Origin of the sequence: Sporolactobacillus sp. KGMB 08714 (assembly GCF_036598985.1) — a bacterium.
Classification (GTDB): Bacteria; Bacillota; Bacilli; order Bacillales; family Sporolactobacillaceae; genus Sporolactobacillus.
In genome coordinates this window covers 90,375-110,675 of sequence record NZ_JAUUBW010000056.1, presented here as the reverse complement: position 1 = coordinate 110,675, position 20,301 = coordinate 90,375, and the positions used below count along the sequence as shown (strand labels likewise).

The following is a 20,301-nucleotide window of genomic DNA, read 5'->3' as shown; positions in this document are numbered from 1 at the left end:
CCTTTGCTTTTCATCCGGCTCCTTGTACGATAAAATAAAACTAACATCTAATACTTGGATTGAGGTGGAGAGAATGCGCTGTCCAAGCTGTAAAAAAGACGGGACCAAGGTACTGGATTCCCGTCCCGTGAACAGCGGGCGGGCGATTCGCAGAAGGAGAGAGTGCGAATTTTGTCATTACCGATTCACAACTTTTGAAAAAGTCGAAGAGACTCCTTTGATCGTTGTGAAGAAGGGCGACAATCGCGAGGCTTTCAGCAGCAACAAGATCCTGCGCGGGCTCATTAAGGCATGCGAAAAGCGTCCGGTCCCTCTGGAAAAGCTTGAAAACCTGGCGAACAGCGTGGAGAAAAAGCTTCGCGATGACGGGCGTTCTGAAGTGAACAGTCATGAAATCGGCGAGATGGTGATGAATGAGCTGGCCAAAGTCGATGAAGTAGCCTATGTACGTTTTGCTTCGGTCTATCGTCAGTTCAAAGATATCAATGTATTTGCACAGGAGATTCAGGAACTGAAGGATCAGCTGGAAAAAGCCAAAAACAGCCGAAAGGATGGGGACGGCTGACCTGATCTTTTTGGATGCGGCTGAGGGAGAATCGGTGAAAAGAGACCGATGCGGCTCCGTTTTGTAAAACAAGAGCCTGTGGCAGCGATTATGCGCCCAAGGCGTATCCTGAACTTTTTGAACGCCCTCTTTATACAGGACAGGATGATATGGAAGGGGGGACAAATATGCTGCAATCATGGAGAGAAGTGCTTCCGGGCGATCATTATACGGTCAGAGCGGACGGACTTCTCAATTATTATGATCAGAAAATTATCACACAGCTTTATCAGCCGCTCGTCGGTATTGAAGCGACGAGTCTCTATTTTTCGCTGCGGCAGGAGACGGGGCGCGGGCAAAACGATCAGACGGCGACTCATCACCATTTGATGGGAACAATGAATCTTTCGCTCGACCGCATTCTTCGGGCGAGAAAGAAGCTTGAAGCAGTCGGCCTGCTCCGGACGCTGAAGAAAAAGCAGTCGGATCCCGCTTTCTTTATGTATCTGCTGGTGCCGCCGCTCACACCGAATCAGTTTTTTAATGACGGGCTGCTGAACGTCTTTCTCTATCACCAGATCGGCTCGAAGGATTATCATCGTTTAAGCGAGCTATTTCTCGAGCAGCCCCCGGATTCAGAGGGCTTTGAGGATTTGTCCGCCGCTTTTGACGAAGTCTTTGAATCCATTCCGAGCAGCGAATTTTCCCGCGACCTGCAGGAGGACACACGCTGGGAGGATCGTGCACATCCGCAAAAACTGAAGTTCCGCAGCTATTTTGATTTCAGTCAGCTGAAGAATTATCTGTCCGACGCCATTGTTTCCGGGGAAGCACTGACTGAAGATGTCAGAGACGCCATTGAGAAACTTGCCTGCGTCTATCAGACGGACCCCTTTGACATGAGCCGGGCCGTCGAATCGGCGTCTCTGCATACGGGGACGGTGGATATCGGCCTGCTCAGAAAAGAAGTCCGGGACTATTACCGCCTGGAGCATGGGCCGAATGAGATGCCGGCTTTATATGAACGGACGCAGCCGGCGGAGGCATGCGAGATGAGCGATAAAGTGCCTCAGACTGAGGAAGAGCAGCTGATTTCCTGGTATGAGACGAACTCGCCGTATCAATTGCTTGAGGAGCTCGGACACGGCAGCAAACCGGCGGCGCCCGATCTGCGTCTGGTGGAAAATCTGATGTTTGATACAAAATTGAATCCCGGTGTGATCAATGTACTGATTGATTATATTTCGAAGGTGAACGATAATAATTTAAACAAATCTTTTGTTGAAAAAGTAGCTGCCCAATGGTCGCGGGAAAACGTCCGGACTGTGCGCAAGGCGATGTCTGTGGCCCGCGAAGAAAAGAAAAAACATACACAGCAGAAACTGCCGTCAGCAGCAAAAGGGCCGGCGGCAAACCGCAAACAGCCGGGCAGGGCCCGCAGCGAAGTCGTTCCGAAGTGGATGAAAAATCGGGACAAGGCGGGCGGCAAACGTCCGGACGGGGTTACGGAAGAAGAAGCTCAAAAACGGGCCAAATGGCTTGAAGACTATTTAAATAGCATCTAATCACAAAAAGCGGGGGGCGAAGAAATGGAGCCAATCAAATCGGTACTGCGGGATATTGCAGATGAGCGGGGCATTCAGCAGGACCGGGAACGCCTGGCGGATAAACTGCTGGCCGCGAATCCGCGGATTGCCGGCTTTGTCCGGCAGAATCCGCAGATTACAAGACCGGTCTGGATGAAAAACGTCTCGGAGCTGTATCAGTTTGCCGAAGAATGGAACCATTGCGATCATTGTCCGGGGCTGGACAAGTGCCCGAATATGATGCAGGGATACAGGCCGGAGCTGATGAACGACAAGGGCAGACCGGTCCTTGCTTTTTCCCCGTGCCCCCTGTTTCAGAAACGAACGGCGAGCCGGCGGCAGAGCCGGTTAATCCGCAGTTACTATGTCCCGAAAGACATCCTGCAGGCAACGTTTGAGACGATCGATAAACGGGAACCGGGGCGTCAGCAGGCGCTGAAAGCTGCGGGTGATTTTGTCAAATCCTATCTCGACGGCGGAAGCGCAAAAGGGCTGTATGTCTGCGGACGGTTCGGCATCGGAAAAACGTATTTGATGGGTGCGGTGATGAATCGTCTGGCCGAACGCCGTTCGATCGCTTCGCTGATTGTCTACGCACCAGATTTTTTCCGGGAAATCAAAGGGGCCATTCAGGACAATTCTGTGGATAGAAAAGTCGATGTTCTGAAGAAAACCCCCGTTCTGATTCTCGACGACATCGGGGCGGAAACGATGACGCCGTGGATCCGCGACGAAGTGCTCGGCAGTATTCTCCAGTACCGGATCATGGAACATCTCCCGACACTGTATACATCCAATTTTGATTATGATGAACTGGAGGATCATTTTTCGTATTCGCAGAAAAGCGGTGTGGAAAGTGTTAAGGCCGAGCGCCTGATGGAACGCATCCGTCATTATACCGCACTTGTCCGGATGGAGGGCGCCAATCGCAGGTAGCTGCGGGGCCGGAAGCGTTTCCGCAGTTGCAGGATCGGCGGCCGGCAGAATAAGCATAGAACTTTTTTGAAAGAAAAGACGGCAGCGGGAGCATGATCCGCACCTCCCTCCCATATAGTTTTTATATAAGATGGGACGGGGAGGATGAACCATTGGATATTGCATTTGAAACCAGGCAGGAAGCTGTTGATTTTTACAGAGGGCTGCCCTCCACTTTCAGACAGACGGCGAGTGTGCTCCTGATCAACAGCCGTCTGGCCGTTTTTCCGGAGAATGAGTCCGAATATAAAGAATTTGCCCGTTTTATTTCACGGTTCATTATTGACAGGTATGAAAAAAAATGGCTGACAGAAATCATCGAGAGGCATTATTTTTTTAGCGAACCGGAGGAAAAGGTTGCCATACTGGGCATTGTTGCCGCTATTTTTGCCGGCGAGAAGAACGATCTTCCGCAGACGGACGGACTGCCCGATCGCAAACAGCTGATTATCGATTCGCTGGCCGACATCCTGACGGAGCACGGTACGCTGTCCTTTCAGTCGATTCTCAGATTCCGGCTGACGGCTTATCGGGAAGGGCTCCGCCGTTTTGTCGAGATTGCGATTGATGAATACAAGCTGGAGCAGGAATATCAGGTATTCATTGACAAACTGCGCCGGATTATACGGGCTTATAAACCGCTTTGTGAAAAAATAGAAGTGTTTGACGAATCGCCCTTCAAATTATTTGATGACCATCACCGGCTGATCCGCAATGTGCAGTCGGTGCGCTCCTTCTATCCGCTGTTAAAACAGTGGGGCATTGAGGCAGAGCCGTCGATTATTCTGACGCTGATTGCCCTGGCGCCGAAGCAGGTCGTTGTCTATACCGACCGGCCGGAGCATGGGATGATGAAAACGCTGCATCAGGTATTTGAAGACCGTGTCTGCTTTCTCCCCAGCAGTTTTGCCGCGGAAAACGAGGCCGGCTATTCACCGATGACGAGGGCGAACACGGAATAATAACCGAGGCTCCTTCAGTTCACGTACCCGGCCGACCGGGCGTGTGAATCCGTCATCCGCTCATCTGAAAGGTAATAAGCGATACTCAGCGGGACGATCATCCCGGATGGGCCGATGTGCGATTGACACATGGGAGCGCAACCCGCCGGCCCGGATGAGCCACTGGGGAGAATTGAGGCCGGCTGACGGTGCACTTTACGATCTGGAAGAATAAGAAGGATAATCATTAAAAATACAAAAAGGGCTTTACAAGACAATTTTTTCCATATAGAATAAAAGTGTTATATAAGTTTTTAAGGAGGCTTGTCACAATGGTGATGAATAACGGACTCATTTATTCAGTTTCACCAATTGAATATCACGTTGTGACGGCCTCGGGAGCAGATCGTTTGAATCATTGAAAAATTTTAATCACTGAAACAAACCGCAGGTCATCAATGACTGCGGTCTTTTTGCGCCCTTTTTAGGATAAGGCCGTTTCGGCTTCACGCCGTCAGGGCCTTTTTCTGTATATAGGACCGGCTGTGCATCTATGGCGGGTTTTTATATAAATCGCTTAATCACAAATAGGAGGCGAAAGATATGCCGGCATTTTTATTAAAAAACGGCACGTATCCTGCAGCATCGGTACTGATGAATCAAGCCATTCAAAAACGGGGAGGAGGGAATCGAATGCTGAGACTGAACTTTCTTGACCTCACACTGACGATCACTGTCAGGCGGCCGCCATCCGTTCAGCAGCGTTATGAAGATGAACAAAGAATCAAAATGCTGATGGAACAAATGCTCGACAGACGGATCGATTATTCGCGATATTACAGATAATCAGGAGGATCTCTTAAAAAAACGGCAATGGCACCTGCCGATTTTGTTTTTTGGGGTGTGGACGGCCTAATTTTCTAATAACCGCTGTTTGAAAATATTTTGAGCGGCCATCATTATTCTATGTACTTAAAAAGCCGGAAATTTTGAAAGGATGCTTCCCAATATGCTACGATAAATATATCAATATATTTCCGGAGGTGAATTCATTGAAAAAATTTCTTGTCTTGCTGGCGGACGGTTTTGAAGAAACGGAAGCGGTGACTGTCATCGATGTGCTTCGGAGGGGAGGCGTCGGCGTTGTCCTGTGCGCTCTTGAAAATAAACAAGTTGAAGGATCCCGGAAGATCGTGATTCAGGCGGATACGACGATCGATGCCGGCCCATTCACGGACTTCGACGGCATCTATCTTCCCGGCGGAGCAAAAGGTGCAACGACGCTGAGGGACGATGAACGGGTGCAGGAACTGATCCGTTATTATAAGGAAGAAGGCAGGAAGGTTGCCGCCATCTGTGCCGCGCCGATTGCTCTGGAACGGGCCGGTGTTCTGAAGGGCGAGACGGTGACGAGCAATCCGAATTTCCGCAGCCACATCAAGGATGCCGACTATGTTGAAGATCCTGTCGTTGTTTCCGGAAATATCATTACGTCGAGAGCCGCAGGGACCGCGCTTCCGATCGGTCTGGAAATTCTTCGCCAGCTCGGGCTGGAGAAAGAGGCAAAACAGGTCAGCAGCGACATGCTTTTTGATTTTCTGATGGATAATCGGGAAAAAATTAAAGCCTGAATCCGCTGCCTGCGTTCTGAGAGGCCCGGCGCTCCGCGCTTTTCAGCAGCGGCCGCCCGTTTCTTCTCGCTTTTCTGGCCGAGCGAATGAACTTGATTTCCGTCCGCGGACGTCCTATAATCAAAAATAGATTTCAATAGATGATCGGTGACGATGAGGACATGGGTTTTTCGGAACTGTTTTCAGAGAAGGAATGAGGGTGCGAATTCCTAACAGTGCGGAAAGCTTACCACCTCTGAACTTTGGCGGAGAACACGAGTATCCGCCGACGGCTTATTCCGTTATCAGATTCCTGAGCTGTCACGTGCGCTGTTAAGCAGGCTAACAAATTGGCCGGCAGAGTCGCCCGGACAGGAAATTGGGTGGAACCACGAGAAAGCACTCGTCCCTTTTGCGGACGGGTGCTTTTTCCGCAGATACGAAGCTTTTCCACCCATCACCTCTTCTTTCGAAGAAATCGCATCACTGAGTTGAAGTCAAAGGAGTGTTCTTTCATGTCAGTTATTCATATCACGTTTCCCGATCATAAGGTGAAGGAATTCCAGTCGGGTGTGACCACGGCGGAGATTGCGGCGTCGATATCATCGAGCCTTAAGAAAAAAGCGGTGGCCGGGAAAGTCAATCATAATTTGTATGATTTGACACGACCGATTGAAGAAGATGCTTCGATTGAAATAATTTCCCTTGATTCCGACGAGGGAATCGCGATCATGAGGCACAGCTGTGCACACCTGCTCGCCCAGGCGCTGAGACGTCTCTATCCCGAAGTCAGGCTCGGAATCGGACCTGTTATTGAAAACGGCTTTTATTATGATGTAGACCTGTCGCATTCCCTGACAAAGGAAGATTTTCCGGCGATTGAAAAAGAAATGAAAAAAATTGTTGCCGAAAATATGCCGATTGTCCGTGAAGAGGTTACCCGTGAGAAAGCCGTTCAGATTTTTACGGAAATAAATGATCCTTTGAAGCTTGAGCTGATTCACGATCTTCCTGAAGACGCGGCCATCACGATCTACAGGCAGGGTGAATATGTAGATCTTTGCCGCGGGCCGCACCTGCCTTCCACCGGCAGGATTAGATCCTTTAAACTGATGAGCGTTGCCGGCGCGTACTGGCGCGGCGACAGCAATAATAAGATGCTGCAGCGCGTTTACGGCGTCGCGTTCCTGAATCAGAAAGATCTTGACGGCCATCTCCATTTTCTCGAAGAGGCGCAGAAAAGAGATCATCGCAAGCTCGGCAAACAGCTCGGACTGTTCATGTTCTCCGAGGAGGCACCCGGAATGCCCTTCTATCTGGCAAACGGACAGATCGTCCGCACGGAATTGGAAAATTTCTCGCGTGAGCTGCAGCGGCAAGCCGATTATCAGGAGGTACGTACGCCCCTGATGATGAATCAGAGACTTTGGGAAAACTCCGGCCACTGGGATCATTACCATGAGAATATGTACTTTACCAAGGTGGATGATATCAGCTACGCCCTGAAGCCGATGAATTGTCCGGGCCATATGCTGATTTATAAAGATACCCTTCATTCCTACCGCGATCTTCCGATAAGGATTGCCGAATTCGGCCAGGTTCACCGTCACGAACTCAGCGGGGCGCTGAACGGTATGCTGCGGGTCCGCACATTCTGTCAGGACGATGCGCATATCTTTGTCCGGCCGGATCAGATCGAAAGTGAAATTAAAAACATTTTTGAGCTGATCGGCAAAATATACAGCACCTTCGGCTTTGAGTATACAGTGGAGCTCTCGACCCGCCCGGAAGACCATATGGGCAGTATTGAACTTTGGGATCAGGCGGAAGCTTCTCTAAGCCGCGTATTGGAAGATATGAATATGCCGTACAGCATTAATGAGGGCGACGGCGCCTTCTACGGTCCAAAAATTGATTTTCATATTAAGGACGCTCTGGGGCGGAGCCATCAATGCGCGACGATCCAGCTCGATTATCAAATGCCGGAAAAATTTGATCTGACTTATATCGACGAAAATAATGAAAAGGTGCGTCCGGTGGTCATTCATCGCGCCATTTACGGTTCGCTTGACCGCTTCTTCGGCATCCTGATCGAACATTTTGCCGGCGCGTTCCCGACGTGGCTGGCGCCCGTTCAGGCCGAGCTCATACCGGTTGCCGATGTCCATCTGGACTATGCCTCTAAACTCGAGCATGATTTAAAAGCGGCCGGCATCCGGGCACACGCCGATCGCCGTGCGGAAAAGCTGGGCTACAAGATCCGCGACGCTCAGACGCATAAAATTCCGTACACACTTGTCGTCGGCGATCATGAAATCGAGAGCAGCACGATCAATGTCCGCAAATACGGCGAACAGGAATCCAACACGGTCCCGTACGAGACATTTAAAGCCGCCATACTTGAAGAAATTAAGAAAAGGGTCACGAAAAAACCGGTCGTTAAATAATTTCCGGTCGTAAAGAGCAGCATGCCGGCCGTTAAAACGTTCACGAATGGAAGCTGATTTTCCGGAATCCGGGAGGCGGGGCGCAGGCCTTGCAAAAAGCATATTGGCGTGCTATAGTGGAAAAGTGATTTAATATTGATGAAAGCAGAGGCGCCCGGCTTCTCACCTGGGACGACGCAGAATTGCTGTTGTCGGGTTTGAATATAAGGTTGAATTTTCAATGCGGGCGTTTATGCGCTCGCATTTTTGTTTGACTGCTGCAGAAGTCGTTCGTGCAAGTTTCAGACCGAATCCGCGTTCCACGGCCTGTCCGCTGCCGACTGCCGCGGCTGGGGCGGTCTCTGTCCTGCACTTGTCTTTATGTTCATCCGGTCCCGGATCTTATTTTTAAAATATTTTGGAGGTGGCTCGATATTAGCAAAGAAATGATTGTCAACGAGGGGATCCGCGCTCAGCAGGTCCGGCTGATTGGTCAAAATGGGGAACAAGTCGGCATTAAAAGCAAGTCGGAAGCTTTGGCTCTGGCTCATCATGTCAATCTTGATCTGGTCATGGTTGCGCCCGGTGCCAGACCTCCGGTTTGCCGCATCATGGACTACGGCAAATACCGTTTCGAACAGCAGAAAAAGGACCGGGAAGCCCGCAAAAATCAGAAAGTGATCAGCATCAAGGAAATTCGCCTGAGCCCGAGTATTGAGGAACATGACTTTAATACGAAAATGCGCAATGCAAAAAAGTTTCTTGAGAACGGCGATAAGGTGAAGGCCTCTGTCCGTTTCCGGGGACGGGCGATCACGCACTCCGATCTCGGACGGCAGGTTCTTGAAAAACTGGCTCAGGAATGCGCGGATATCAGCGTGATTGAGGCAAAGCCGAAAATGGAAGGCCGAAGCATGTTCTTAGTGCTTGCCCCTAAGGCCGAAAAGTTAAGTAAGTAATCAAGGAGCGCGATTGCAGGGGCTCCGTAGGAGGAATTTTTATGCCAAAAATGAAAACACACAAGGGTGCCGCAAAGCGTTTCAAGAAAACGGGCACCGGAAAAATGAAACGGAACCATTCGTACACAAGCCATATGATGAGCCACAAATCTCAGAAGCAAAAACGCAATCTGCGTAAGAGCGCCATCGCAACATCTACTTTGGCAAATAAAGTCAAGAAAATGATCAACGCTTAATTAAATAAGAACGTAGCCGATTTTCATATTTTTTAAAGTCTGTTCGGCGGCGCGGAAAAATAAAAGCAGGATGGCCGTGAAAGCACAGTCTGAGGGGCGTACAGGCTTCATGGAATGCAGTGCCTTCGACGGGGACACGTATGGTTTGCCGTTGGGATCTCTCGATGAGTTGTCGGGAGCGGCTCACAGGCTGATGCGGGGATTCGGCAGCCATTTTTCCGGACGTTTCGAACGGCCTATTTAGGAGGTTTTTATAATGGCAAGAGTAAAAGGCGGATATGTGACGCGGCGCAGACGCAAAAGAGTGCTGAAACTGGCCAAGGGCTATTTCGGTGCTAAACATAAATTATTCAAGGTGGCTCAGGAGCAGGTCTTCAAATCGCTGACCTATGCTTATCGCGACCGCCGTCAGACCAAACGTAATTTTCGCAAATTGTGGATTGCGCGGATTAATGCCGCGGCCCGGATCAACGGTTTATCTTACAGCAAGCTGATCCACGGCTTAAAGACGGCCGGTATTGAGGTCAACCGGAAGATGCTGGCCGATCTCGCCGTTCATGATGCGAATGCATTTGCAACGCTTGCTGAAAAGGCAAAAACAGCTAAATAAATTTGAAGCATGTTTGAATTAAAAATGGAGAGCCGGCGCTTGAATGCAGCCGGCTCTTATTTTAACCGTTTTTCCTATTAAACGCCTTGTTCCAGCCGGGTGAGCATCTGATCGCGGAACGCGGCATCGGATTTGTTCCAGATCACTTCCATCAGGACGCCGAGTCCCGGCAGCATTTTTTCCTCACCGTTCCGGATGGCGTCGACGATCGTCTCCTGGAGCTGTTCTTTGTTGTCGCCGGATAAATTGTGCAGCACCGCGCGGCGGATATCCAGATCCATAATGAATCGGGCTCCTTTCTTTAAGCATTTTATACAGGCAATATGGTATAGTATGGATTAAACACATGAATTTATGTAGGGACGGAATCATCACAGACAGAAAAATTTCCTTACTAAAAGGAGTCTTTTCTTTGAGACGTATGGTATCGCTGCAAAATGAAAAAGTTAAAAGCTGGAAGAAGCTTCAGATGAGAAAATGGCGGGAAAAGGAAGGAATGTACCTGCTTGAAGGTCCTCACTTGCTGCAGGAAGCTCTTTTTACAGCGTATGATCGACTGACGGCCATCATCATGGATGAAGGATTTCATTTGCCTCCGGACTGGCCGATAGAGGATATCGAAGTTTATCAGGTCACGCATAAAATTTTTACCGAATTGTCACAGACGGAAACGCCGCAGGGAGTCATCGGCATTTGCCGGATGATTCCGCCGGCTCTTTCTATCCGGAAGGGTCATTATCTGCTCGTCGACGGTGTACAGGATCCGGGGAATCTCGGCACGCTGATCCGAACCGCGGACGCGTTCGGTCTCGATGCGGTATTTCTCGGTGAAGGCTGTGTCGACGGTTACAATGCAAAAACACTGCGCTCGGCGCAAGGATCGCATTTCCATCTTCCCGTTATCCATCGCGATCTGTTTGCCGTTACGGCAGAGATGAAGAAATCGGGCATTCCGCTCTACGGCTCGTCGCTGCAGGGAAAGGATATGACAGGCATCGCCGCGGACGGCCCTTATTTCGGCCTTGTAGTCGGCAATGAGGGTAACGGCGCCTCTCCCGAACTGCTGGCGGAAATGGATAAAGAAGTGAAAATTCCGATGGCCGGGCGTGCGGAATCGATGAATGTCGCGGTTGCTGCGGGCATTCTTCTTTACTGGCTGCAGACGGAAGGGCTTGCACACGGCGCATAAAATGCCTATACTAATAAAGAATCCATTGAAGGGGTCTTGTCAGGCCCTTTCTTAATCATGAAAAGCCGAGACGGAGAGCAGTACTTCCGTACCGCCATAAAGGGAAGGCACGCCATGGACTGAAAGCGCGCCGATGGGACGGACGGAACGAATTCACTCCCGAGCTGCCATTTGAACATTGATTGTTAGTTAAGAATGGACCGGTCCAATCCGCCGTTATTCAGATTTTTGAGTGGACAGCGAGTTTCAATCGCTGTCAACGAGGGTGGTACCGCGATGCTTCGTCCCTTTACAGGGGCGGAGCTTTTATTTTCCAAAAAACAAGGGGTGGAGAAAAAATGCTGCAGGAAAAGTTGCTCGAACTGCGAGACGCCGCATTGAAGAATATCGGATCGGCGAACAGCCTGAAGCAGCTTCAGGACATTCATGTCCGTTATCTCGGGAAAAAGGGTCCGATTACAGAAGTGCTGAAGGGCATGGGCAGGCTGGCAAAAGAGGAACGTCCGGTCATCGGTCAGCTGGCAAATGACGTAAGGAAAGCGATCGGCACACGGATTGAGGGAAAAAAGGCCGAAATCGAGGCAAAAGTGCTGGAGGCGCGGCTGGAAAGCGAGAGAATTGATGTAACCTTGCCGGGAAGAAAGATTCGGGTGGGGGGACACCATCTGCTGGCGTCCGTCATCCGTGAGGTGGAAGACCTTTTTATCGGCCTCGGATTTTCAATTGCCGAAGGCCCTGAGGTGGAAGAGGATTATTATAATTTTGAAGCGCTGAATCTTCCGAAAGATCATCCGGCCCGTGATATGCAGGACTCTTTCTATATCACGGATGAAGTTCTGCTGCGGACCCATACTTCGCCGATGCAGGCGCGTACGTTGGAGGCTCATAAAGGGAAGGGACCCGTTAAAATTATCTGTCCCGGAAAAGTATACCGCCGCGATAATGATGATGCCACGCACTCGCATCAGTTTATGCAGATTGAAGGGCTCTATGTCGATAAAAATGTCAGGCTCAGCGATCTGAAAGGGGTGCTGACCGTCTTTGCCAAGCATGTGTTCGGTGCCGAACGCGAAATCCGGCTGCGGCCGAGCTTTTTTCCTTTCACTGAACCATCCGTTGAAATGGATATCTCTTGTTTCAGATGCGGGGGCCGCGGCTGCTCCGTCTGCAAGGGAACCGGCTGGATTGAAATTCTCGGTGCCGGCATGGTGCATCCGAACGTACTCAGGATGTCCGGATTCGATCCGTCGGTTTATACCGGGTTCGCTTTCGGTATGGGGCCGGAACGGATTGCGATGCTGAAATACGGCATTGAGGACATCCGCCATTTTTACACGGATGATCTCCGCTTTCTGAGACAATTTAAACGGGCATAAGGAGGAGGCTCAAAATATGTTGGTTTCATATAAATGGCTGCAGGATTACGTGGATCTGGACGGCGTGACGCCTGAAGAGCTGGCGGACAGGATTACGAATACGGGGATTGAAGTCGAGCATCTGACCTATCCCGGAAAGGGGCTGAGCGGCATTGTGATCGGCAAAGTGCTGTCGTGTGAACCGCATCCGAAGTCGGATCACCTTCATCTTTGCCGCGTGGATCTCGGTAAGGAGACCGTCCAGATCGTCTGCGGCGCGCCGAATGTCGCAGCCGGCCAGAAAGTGCCTGTTGCGACGGGGGGCGCACGGATCGGCGGCAATGTGAAAATCAGGCAGTCGAGGTTCCGCGGCGAAGAATCCGACGGGATGATCTGCGCGCTCGATGAACTGGGGGTCGACAAGGAGTTGGTGCCGAAAGAATACGCGGACGGCATCTATGTGTTCGACGACGATGTTCCCGTCGGTGCCGACGCGTTGCCATATCTGAATCTGGATGATGCGATACTTGATCTGGATATTCTGATTAACAGTGCCCACTGTATGAACATGATCGGAGTCGCTCATGAAGCGGCCGCCATCTTTGACCGCCCGCTTCACATCCAAAGGCCGAATCCGAGTGAAAGCGATCAGGCCGCGGCCGACAGGATCAGTCTGAGTGTGGAGGCGGCGCAAAAAGTGCCTTATTATGGCGCACGGCTGATCGAGAATATCGAGCTTGCTCCTTCACCGCGCTGGATGCAGCTCCGTTTGATGGCTGCGGGCATTCGGCCGATCAGCAACGTTGTCGATGTTTCCAACTATGTGATGCTTGAGTACGGACAGCCGCTGCATACGTTTGACTTCGATGCTTTCGGATCAAACCGGGTGCTGGTCCGTTTTGCCGGCCGGAATGAAACGATCCAAACGCTTGACGGCCAGGAACGGGCGCTGACCCCGGAGGATATTGTCATCACCAACGGCAAACAGGCCGCGGCTGTTGCCGGAGTCATGGGCGGTGAAAGTTCGGAAGTGACATCGTCGACCGAAACGGTGCTCATGGAGTCCGCCGTTTTCGACCCGATCTCGATCCGAAAAACGGCCGCCCGCCTGCAAATGCGGACCGATGCCAGCAGCCGTTACGAGAAGGGGCTGGATAGAAACCGCGTTGCGCCGGCGTCCGACCGGGCTGCGGAACTGCTCGCGAAATATGCGCATGCGCGCGTTTTAAAAGGCATTGTCGAACAAGGCGATCGGACGGTGCCGGAAACAGTCATTACAATGCCGTGGGAAAAAATCAATCAGGTACTCGGAGCCGATCTTTCTTTCGATGTGATCAAGAAGACGCTCGAGCGTCTTGGATTTACTGTTGAAAATCAAGGCGATACAATTCATGTCCGCGTCCCGTCCAGACGTTTTGATGTAACCATTCCGGAAGATCTGGTCGAGGAAGTGGGACGCATTTACGGATACAATCATATTCCCGCAACTTTGCCCGAGGGATCGGCGATTCATGCAGGGCTCACACCCTACCAGAAACTTCGCAGACGCACAGAACGCCTGATGGAAAGCGCGGGGCTTTTCCAGGCCTATACCTATTCACTGACGACCGACGCTCATGCATCGGCGTACATTGTCCGCCCGACTTCTGAAACGGCGGCAAGAGTTGTCTGGCCGATGAGTGAGGAACACGCTGCGCTTCGTCAGAGCATTGTTCCTCAGCTGATCGATGTCGTTAAATATCATCTGAACCGTCAGATGCCCGATGTGGCGCTTTACGAAATCGGAAAAGTCTTTATTCCGAAGCCGGGGGATCCGCGTCCCGGCGAAGAGGAACATCTTGCCGGAGCCGTAACCGGGAGAAGCGCGGAACGCAACTGGGAAGGCGAACCGCGGCCGGTTGATTTCTACACAGTCAAAGGTATTCTCGAAACTCTGTTCGAGGCGCTGGCTGTTTCTGAACGGATTGATTACCGTCCCGCCAGGCGGGAGGAACTGCATCCCGGACAAACGGCGGAGATTTTTCTCGACGGAAAAGTGATCGGCTACGTAGGCGCCCTTCATCCGAGAGCCCAGAAAGACGCCGGCTTGAATGAAACATTTGTTTTTGAAGTCGCTATCGAGTCGTTGCTCAGAGCGCATGAACCGGAGATCGTCTATAAAAATATGCCTCGTTTTCCTTCAATCACGCGCGATATCGCACTCGTGGTTGACCGTTCTGTTTCCGCGGCGGATCTTGAGCGTATCATTCGGGAGACAGGCGGACCGCTGCTTGCTTCGGTCAGACTCTTCGATGTTTACGAAGGGACGCATGTTGCCAAGAATGAGAAATCACTGGCATTCTCGCTTGTCTACCTCGATCCGGAGCGGACGCTGACCGATGATGAGGTGAATGCTGCGTACAGTCGGATCATCGATGCCTGCAGCCGGGTGGGCGCCCGGCTCAGAGATTAAGGATTAAAATAAACAATAATTATAGAAGATAAATGGCGAAGAGGGGACATGAGCTGTCCAGTCCTCCTCTTTTTTTTGAATCGGTTTCCTTTATAAGATAAAATAATGGCGTTTAGAAGAAAGAGATAAAGAAGGCGGCTTCGGCACCTGAAATGTTTTTTACGGGATGTTCTGATTATTTGTGCCCTTCCTTCACATAAGCCGGGGATGCTTATCAACGCTGGACCGGCCTTTTTCCTGCCCGTTTTTCAAACGGCCGACTTTTTGATATGATTAACTTAAAGAATGGATGCAGCCTGAACCGGGACAAGGAATATCTTTCCGCGGGAATGAGCGGCCTACACCCCCGGAAGACGGCCGTTTTTGTCGAAAAACTTGCAAACCCTTCGTTAATCGGCTGCACAATAGGAGGGCAAATAACGAACTAAGAGATGCGCCTGTCCTGCAGCCGTGCCGTGACGGGCATCGGAAATCAGGGAAACGCCGTTTTAATCTGCGTACACACTTTCGGAAAACGTGAAGTTTTCAGCCGAGGCATTTTCTTCTTGAAAAAAATTTCTGCCGTTTCTCCGGAGTTATCGGACATCCTCTTATCAGAAAGATGGGATTGAACATATGCTGCTTAACATAATCATCATTTTGCTGCTTGCCGCCGGTTTCTTTACGGGATTCCGGCGCGGCTTGGTTCTTCAGTTGGTTCATCTGGCCGGGTTCATTGTTTCTTATATCGTTGCTTTTTTGTATTACAAACAGCTGGCGGGGGTTCTTAAATTCTGGCTGCCTTTTCCGACATCGGCGGCGCAGAGCGGAACGTTCAGTTTTTTAGGAACCCTCAATCTGCAGAGCGCCTATTATCAGGCGATCGCTTTTGTCATTCTTTTTATTGCTGCGAAAATCGTGCTGAATATTCTCGGTTCTATGCTTAATTTTCTGGCGGAAATGCCGATTATCCGTTCGGTGAACCATCTGTCGGGAGGTTTGCTCGGCTTTGTGGAAATCTATCTGATCGTCTTTCTTCTGCTCTATGCGGGGGCACTGACGCCGATGGGCGGCATTCAGTCTTCGATCGGCCACTCGTCGCTGGCACAATCGATCATCGGCAATACGCCGCTGTTTTCTAAAATGTTCAAGAGTATGTGGGTAGCTTTTATGGTCTGGAGATGACCGGCCGCCGGGCGAAATCGGCAAATTTTTCTCTCTTCAGGGGAAAAGAGTGATCGAATTGAATAAAAAACAGATTATTGATAAATTGGATGCTATTGCTCTCTATATGGAAATCATCGGGGAAAATTCTTTTAAAGTGGCTGCTTATCGCAGAGCCGGACAGGCGTTGGAAACAGACCGGCGTTCGATGGCCGGAATCGACGATGTGTCCGCGATCAAGGGCATCGGCCGCTCAACGGCCCGTGTCATCGAGGAATTGATGGCAACCGGCGAATCTTCCGTGCTTCGGAATCTGCAGGAAAAAATCCCGGAAAGCCTGCTTGATCTGCTTCATATTGCAGGGCTGGGCGGGAAGAAGATCGGTACATTATACCGGACGCTTCACGTGACCGACCTGGCGTCACTGCGTCAGGCCTGTGAACAGGGACGTGTAAGCGCTCTTCCCGGTTTTGGAAAGAAGACGGAAGAAAAACTGCTGAAGGCAATTGAAGAAGGAAAAAAGCGTCCGGAAGTCCTGTCTATCGCTTATATGACCGACCTTGCGGAAACAATAGAATCGATCCTCGGGACAATCCCGGAAATCAGCCGCTTTTCCAGGGCGGGGAGCCTCAGACGGGTAAAAGAGACGATGAAAGATCTGGATTTTGTACTGGAAACCCGGAATCCTGAGAAAGCGGCGGACCGGATTCTGGAGCAGCTGCCCGTGTCCGAAGTGATCGGGCGCGGAGACGCCAAAATAACGGTTCTGATGAATGACCGCTATCAAGTCTCGGTCGACTTCCGTTTGGCTTCACCTGAAACATTCATTACAACGCTTCATCATTTCACCGGGTCTAAAGAACATAACATCCTGTTGCGCCATCTGGCAAAGGAACGCGGCGAAAAGATCAGTGAATACGGTATTGAACTCGGAGACGGCCGTGTGCTCACTTTTTCCAGCGAATCTGAATTTTACCGCCATTTCGGACTGAACGAAATTCCGCCCGAAGTACGCGAAGGGACGGATGAAGTGGAGCGGGCGCACCGTGCGCCGCTCGGGCTGATTAAACTGACGGATATTAAAGGCGATCTGCATATGCACTCGACATGGAGCGACGGTTCGCATACCATTGGGGAAATGGCCGAGGCGATGAGGGCGAAAGGGTATGCGTACGCCTGCCTGACCGATCATTCCAAGTCGCTGCGAGTGGCCGACGGTCTTTCCGAACGCCGGCTGTTCGATCAGCTTGAAGAAGTCGCACGGGTCAATGCACGGTACGATGACTTTGTTCTCTATTCCGGCGTAGAGATGGATATTTTGCCGGACGGAACTTTGGATTATAAGGACGATGTGCTTGAAAAGCTTGATTTTGTTATTGCGTCTATTCATTCTTCTTTTAACCAGAGCCGGGCGGATATCATGAAAAGGCTTGAGGCCGCCTGCAGAAATCCGTATGTCCGGCTGATTGCCCATCCGACCGGGCGGCTGCTTGGGAAACGCAGCGGCTACCGCGCCGATGTCGACCGTCTGATTCAACTGGCATCCGAAACGGGAACGGCGCTGGAGCTGAATGCAAATCGCAACCGTCTTGATCTCTCCTCGGCATGGGTATGCAAGGCCCAGGATGCGGGCGTTAAAATAGCGATTGATACGGACAGCCATTCGATGAAAATGATTGACGAAATGGGGCTTGGCGTCCGGACGGCAGCGCGCGGCTGGATACGTCCGGAGACGGTGCTGAACGCCCTTCCGGCCCGGCAGTTTGCCGATTTTATCAGGCGGAAGAAAGCGCCGTATTCAGGTTAAAAAGCTTCTCCTTTTTTTCTGCTTCGAAGTTTCAATTGCTTCTTATTTTAATACAATGTGATTTTTTAATTTTCTCCAAAAGGAGATGCGGCAAGTGAATGAACATGCACTTAAAGCATTGGAATATGAAAAAATAAAGCAAAAACTGATCCATTTTACCGCGTCTTCGCTTGGCAAAAGCCTGATTGAACAGCTGGCTCCGTCCGGAGATCTGCGCGAAGTCGGGGAGCGCCAGGAGGAGACGGATGAAGGGGCTGCGGTGCTGCGTCTGAAAGGATCGGTTCCGTTCGGAGGGATCACCGATATCAGGCCGGGTCTGAAACGGTCAAAGATAGGAAGTATGCTTACGGCAAGGGAGCTGCTCGATATTGCCGATACGATCCGCGGCGCACGCCTGATGAAAAATTTTATCCTTGATCTGGCCGAAACCGGGCAGGTCGAACTGCCGATACTGACCGGGCTGGTCCGGGAAATGGAGCCGGCGGGCGGCCTGGAACGGCAAATACGCGCCGCGATTGACGACCAGGGGGGCGTCATGGATTCAGCGAGCTCCGCGCTCCGCCGTATCCGCGCTCAGATCCGGACGGCCGACAGCCGCGTCAAACAGAAACTGGAAAACATCGTCCATTCAAGCGGTACGTCGAAGATGCTGTCGGATCCGATTATCACGATCCGCAATGATCGCCACGTCATCCCGGTCAAGCAGGAATACCGTGGTGCTTTCGGAGGCATCGTCCATGACCAGTCGGCCTCGGGAGCGACACTTTTCATTGAACCTCAGGCCATTGTCGACCTGAATAATCAGCTGAGCGAAGCAAGGGCAAAAGAACGGCATGAAGTGGAACGGATTCTGCGCGTCCTGACCGGAGAGACGGCAAAATCGGCGGACAGTCTGCTGGACCAGGTTGCCGGTCTCGCCCGTCTGGACTTCATTTTTGCGAAGGCTGATTACGGACACGCAATCAAAGGTTCGCGGCCGACGCTTAACGATCGCGGAATCATTAAAATGAAAAAGGCGCGCCATCCGCTCATCGATCCGGAACGTGTGGTGCCGATCGATGTCATTTTCGATGAATCAACGCACGCCTTGATCATTACCGGGCCGAATACAGGGGGCAAGACCGTCTCATTGAAAACGATCGGACTGGTGACGCTGATGGCCCAGTCCGGACTTCAGATACCTGCGGAAGACGGCTCGGAAATCTGCGTTTTCAAGAAGGTCTTTGCCGATATCGGCGATGAACAGTCCATTGAACAAAGCCTTAGCACGTTCTCTTCCCATATGACCAACATTGTCGCTATTATAAAAGAAGTCGATTTCGGCAGCCTCGTTCTATTCGATGAACTGGGTGCGGGAACCGATCCCCAGGAAGGGGCGGCGCTGTCGATTGCCATTCTGGATGCGGTTTATGCGCGAGGCGCGACCATTGTCTGCACGACCCATTACAGCGAGCTGAAAGCGTATGCTTACGAAAGAGCAGGTGTGATGAATGCCAGTGTCGAATTCGATGTGGAGACACTGAGTCCGACTTACCGGCTGCTGCTCGGCGTTCCCGGACGGAGCAACGCTTTTGAAATTTCGAAAAAACTGGGCCTGCCGGCCGACATTATCGATGCCGCCAAACTGCAGATCAGCCGCGAAACGAATCAAGTTGATAAAATGATCGCCTCGCTGGAAAAGAACCGGAAAGCGGCGGAACGGGAAGAAGAAACGGCGCGCCACCTCAAGCTTGAGGCCGAGGAAAAAGAGGCGTCTCTTGCAGAAAAGCTGAACGAACTGGAAAATAAGAAAGAACTGATTCTGAAACAGGCGAAGAAAAAAGCGGAGCATTCGCTGCAGGAAGCGCGGCTTGAGGCCGAGGCCATCATCGATGAGCTGCGTCATTATCAAAAACAGGGGCAGGTCAAAGAACATCAGCTGATTAATGCCAAGACGAGGCTGTCCCATGCTCTGGATGCCCTGGATCAGCCGGATCGCAAATCTTCTCCCGTTCCCGTGAAAAAGGCGGCAGCCGGTTTTAAACCGGGCGACCGTGTGAAGATCGTCAGCTACGGCCAGGACGGTTACATCGTAGAAAAAATCAACGATCACGAATATCTCGTTCAGGTAGGAATCCTGAAGATGAATGTAGCCGGAACGGATCTTAAGAGCGTGAGGGAAGAGAAAAAAGTGCGTCCCGTGGTCAATGTCCGTACGTCGGGACGGACGGTGAAGCCGGAACTGGATCTGCGCGGCGAGCGCTACGAGGATGCCATGCTTAAAGTCGAGAAATACCTTGATGAAGCCATGCTCGCCGGATATCCCCGCGTTTCGATCATTCACGGAAAAGGGACGGGAGCACTTCGAAAGGGTGTGACGAAGCTGATCGAGAAACATCCGAGGGTTAAAGATTCGCGTCTCGGCAGCCAGGGGGAAGGCGGCAGCGGAGTCACGGTCGTCGAGTTTAAGTAAATGCGGCGGGAAAAAT

17 protein-coding genes and 1 other annotated feature are annotated in these 20,301 nt (G+C 51.3%); of the genes, 16 read left to right on the top strand and 1 reads right to left on the bottom strand.

What is annotated here, in order from left to right; genetic code table 11:
- The first annotated feature begins 73 nt into the window (after window positions 1-73).
- The 10 genes from nrdR to rplT all read left to right on the top strand — a co-directional run bounded on the left by nrdR (window position 74) and on the right by rplT (window position 9,887).
- The gene (nrdR, locus tag Q6A92_RS17870; protein WP_274398284.1) at window positions 74-565 is read left to right on the top strand and encodes a transcriptional regulator NrdR; all 492 of its coding nucleotides are present in this window, start codon (window positions 74-76) and stop codon (window positions 563-565) included.
- 167 nt (window positions 566-732) lie between these two features.
- Entirely contained in the window at window positions 733-2,109 is a 1,377-nt protein-coding gene (locus Q6A92_RS17865; protein ID WP_332238937.1) for a replication initiation and membrane attachment family protein, read from the top strand.
- Between the two features lie 24 nt (window positions 2,110-2,133).
- A complete protein-coding gene (gene dnaI, locus Q6A92_RS17860; RefSeq protein WP_274398282.1) occupies window positions 2,134-3,066 on the top strand; it encodes a primosomal protein DnaI in 933 nt (310 codons plus the stop codon).
- A gap of 152 nt (window positions 3,067-3,218) precedes the next feature.
- Window positions 3,219-4,067: a putative sporulation protein YtxC gene (locus Q6A92_RS17855; RefSeq protein ID WP_274398281.1), complete on the top strand. Its 849-nt coding sequence runs from the start codon at window positions 3,219-3,221 to the stop codon at window positions 4,065-4,067.
- A 582-nt stretch (window positions 4,068-4,649) separates the two neighbouring features.
- On the top strand, window positions 4,650-4,892 hold the full coding sequence (locus Q6A92_RS17850; RefSeq protein WP_274398280.1) for a YrzI family small protein: 243 nt from the start codon (window positions 4,650-4,652) through the stop codon (window positions 4,890-4,892).
- A gap of 206 nt (window positions 4,893-5,098) precedes the next feature.
- Entirely contained in the window at window positions 5,099-5,677 is a 579-nt protein-coding gene (locus Q6A92_RS17845; RefSeq protein ID WP_274398279.1) for a DJ-1 family glyoxalase III, read from the top strand.
- Window positions 5,678-6,171: 494 nt separating this feature from the next.
- The gene (thrS, locus tag Q6A92_RS17840; RefSeq protein ID WP_332238936.1) at window positions 6,172-8,103 is read left to right on the top strand and encodes a threonine--tRNA ligase; all 1,932 of its coding nucleotides are present in this window, start codon (window positions 6,172-6,174) and stop codon (window positions 8,101-8,103) included.
- A 425-nt stretch (window positions 8,104-8,528) separates the two neighbouring features.
- Window positions 8,529-9,041 (top strand): translation initiation factor IF-3, encoded by a 513-nt coding sequence (infC, locus tag Q6A92_RS17835; protein ID WP_274398277.1) that lies wholly within the window; start codon window positions 8,529-8,531, stop codon window positions 9,039-9,041.
- 41 nt (window positions 9,042-9,082) lie between these two features.
- Window positions 9,083-9,277 (top strand): 50S ribosomal protein L35, encoded by a 195-nt coding sequence (gene rpmI / locus Q6A92_RS17830; protein WP_274398276.1) that lies wholly within the window; start codon window positions 9,083-9,085, stop codon window positions 9,275-9,277.
- A gap of 256 nt (window positions 9,278-9,533) precedes the next feature.
- Entirely contained in the window at window positions 9,534-9,887 is a 354-nt protein-coding gene (rplT, locus tag Q6A92_RS17825) for a 50S ribosomal protein L20 (RefSeq protein ID WP_274398275.1), read from the top strand.
- Window positions 9,888-9,964: 77 nt separating this feature from the next.
- On the opposite strand, the gene sspI is transcribed toward rplT, so the two are convergent.
- The gene (gene sspI, locus Q6A92_RS17820) at window positions 9,965-10,168 is read right to left on the bottom strand and encodes a small acid-soluble spore protein SspI (protein WP_274398274.1); all 204 of its coding nucleotides are present in this window, start codon (window positions 10,166-10,168) and stop codon (window positions 9,965-9,967) included.
- A gap of 140 nt (window positions 10,169-10,308) precedes the next feature.
- Between sspI and Q6A92_RS17815 the strand changes: the two genes are divergently transcribed.
- The 6 genes from Q6A92_RS17815 to Q6A92_RS17790 all read left to right on the top strand — a co-directional run bounded on the left by Q6A92_RS17815 (window position 10,309) and on the right by Q6A92_RS17790 (window position 20,285).
- On the top strand, window positions 10,309-11,076 hold the full coding sequence (locus Q6A92_RS17815) for a TrmH family RNA methyltransferase (protein WP_274398310.1): 768 nt from the start codon (window positions 10,309-10,311) through the stop codon (window positions 11,074-11,076).
- Window positions 11,077-11,134: 58 nt separating this feature from the next.
- Window positions 11,135-11,368: a binding site (T-box leader), on the top strand.
- Between the two features lie 49 nt (window positions 11,369-11,417).
- Entirely contained in the window at window positions 11,418-12,452 is a 1,035-nt protein-coding gene (gene pheS, locus Q6A92_RS17810) for a phenylalanine--tRNA ligase subunit alpha (RefSeq protein WP_274398309.1), read from the top strand.
- A 16-nt stretch (window positions 12,453-12,468) separates the two neighbouring features.
- Complete coding sequence (gene pheT / locus Q6A92_RS17805; RefSeq protein WP_332238935.1) at window positions 12,469-14,883, top strand: phenylalanine--tRNA ligase subunit beta; 2,415 nt, start codon at window positions 12,469-12,471, stop codon at window positions 14,881-14,883.
- Window positions 14,884-15,498: 615 nt separating this feature from the next.
- Window positions 15,499-16,047, top strand: a complete 549-nt coding sequence (locus Q6A92_RS17800; protein ID WP_274398272.1) for a CvpA family protein — start codon at window positions 15,499-15,501, stop codon at window positions 16,045-16,047.
- Between the two features lie 52 nt (window positions 16,048-16,099).
- Complete coding sequence (gene polX, locus Q6A92_RS17795) at window positions 16,100-17,833, top strand: DNA polymerase/3'-5' exonuclease PolX (protein WP_332238958.1); 1,734 nt, start codon at window positions 16,100-16,102, stop codon at window positions 17,831-17,833.
- Window positions 17,834-17,927: 94 nt separating this feature from the next.
- Window positions 17,928-20,285: an endonuclease MutS2 gene (locus tag Q6A92_RS17790; RefSeq protein ID WP_332238934.1), complete on the top strand. Its 2,358-nt coding sequence runs from the start codon at window positions 17,928-17,930 to the stop codon at window positions 20,283-20,285.
- Window positions 20,286-20,301: the final 16 nt, after the last annotated feature.

What these genes read in the sequence shown, in the direction of transcription:
- nrdR (WP_274398284.1), top strand. Translation starts at nt 74, where the DNA reads ATGCGCTGTCCAAGCTGTAAAAAAGACGGGACCAAGGTACTGGATTCC.
- Q6A92_RS17865 (WP_332238937.1), top strand. Translation starts at nt 733, where the DNA reads ATGCTGCAATCATGGAGAGAAGTGCTTCCGGGCGATCATTATACGGTC.
- dnaI (WP_274398282.1), top strand. Translation starts at nt 2,134, where the DNA reads ATGGAGCCAATCAAATCGGTACTGCGGGATATTGCAGATGAGCGGGGC.
- Q6A92_RS17850 (WP_274398280.1), top strand. Translation starts at nt 4,650, where the DNA reads ATGCCGGCATTTTTATTAAAAAACGGCACGTATCCTGCAGCATCGGTA.
- thrS (WP_332238936.1), top strand. Translation starts at nt 6,172, where the DNA reads ATGTCAGTTATTCATATCACGTTTCCCGATCATAAGGTGAAGGAATTC.
- infC (WP_274398277.1), top strand. Translation starts at nt 8,529, where the DNA reads ATGATTGTCAACGAGGGGATCCGCGCTCAGCAGGTCCGGCTGATTGGT.
- rpmI (WP_274398276.1), top strand. Translation starts at nt 9,083, where the DNA reads ATGCCAAAAATGAAAACACACAAGGGTGCCGCAAAGCGTTTCAAGAAA.
- rplT (WP_274398275.1), top strand. Translation starts at nt 9,534, where the DNA reads ATGGCAAGAGTAAAAGGCGGATATGTGACGCGGCGCAGACGCAAAAGA.
- sspI (WP_274398274.1), bottom strand. Translation starts at nt 10,168, where the DNA reads ATGGATCTGGATATCCGCCGCGCGGTGCTGCACAATTTATCCGGCGAC.
- Q6A92_RS17815 (WP_274398310.1), top strand. Translation starts at nt 10,309, where the DNA reads ATGGTATCGCTGCAAAATGAAAAAGTTAAAAGCTGGAAGAAGCTTCAG.
- pheT (WP_332238935.1), top strand. Translation starts at nt 12,469, where the DNA reads ATGTTGGTTTCATATAAATGGCTGCAGGATTACGTGGATCTGGACGGC.
- Q6A92_RS17800 (WP_274398272.1), top strand. Translation starts at nt 15,499, where the DNA reads ATGCTGCTTAACATAATCATCATTTTGCTGCTTGCCGCCGGTTTCTTT.